The following is a 252-nucleotide window of genomic DNA, read 5'->3' on the forward strand; positions in this document are numbered from 1 at the left end:
GAAGAACGAGGCATATTAAATAAACGTTCACGCTCTACATACGATTTTGAGGCATCAGGATTAGGGTCTACAAATATATGCATATGGTTAAATGCAACTTGTAAACGAATGTGCTTAGACAGCAACATGCCATTACCAAATACGTCTCCAGCCATATCTCCAATTGCAACTACTGTAAAATCAGTAGTTTGACAGTCAATATCCATCTCACGGAAGTGACGCTTAACAGACTCCCATGCACCTTTAGCGGTT

General features: G+C 40.1%; 1 protein-coding gene. It reads right to left on the reverse strand.

Features of this window, described 5'->3' with window-relative positions:
- The coding region (locus tag R2R70_RS21775) for an NAD-glutamate dehydrogenase domain-containing protein (RefSeq protein ID WP_410979165.1) at positions 1-252 on the reverse strand (252 nt) is incomplete at both ends.

The organism is Cobetia sp. SIMBA_158, from assembly GCF_046566945.1.
GTDB classification, from domain to species: Bacteria; Pseudomonadota; Gammaproteobacteria; order Pseudomonadales; family Halomonadaceae; genus Cobetia; species Cobetia amphilecti.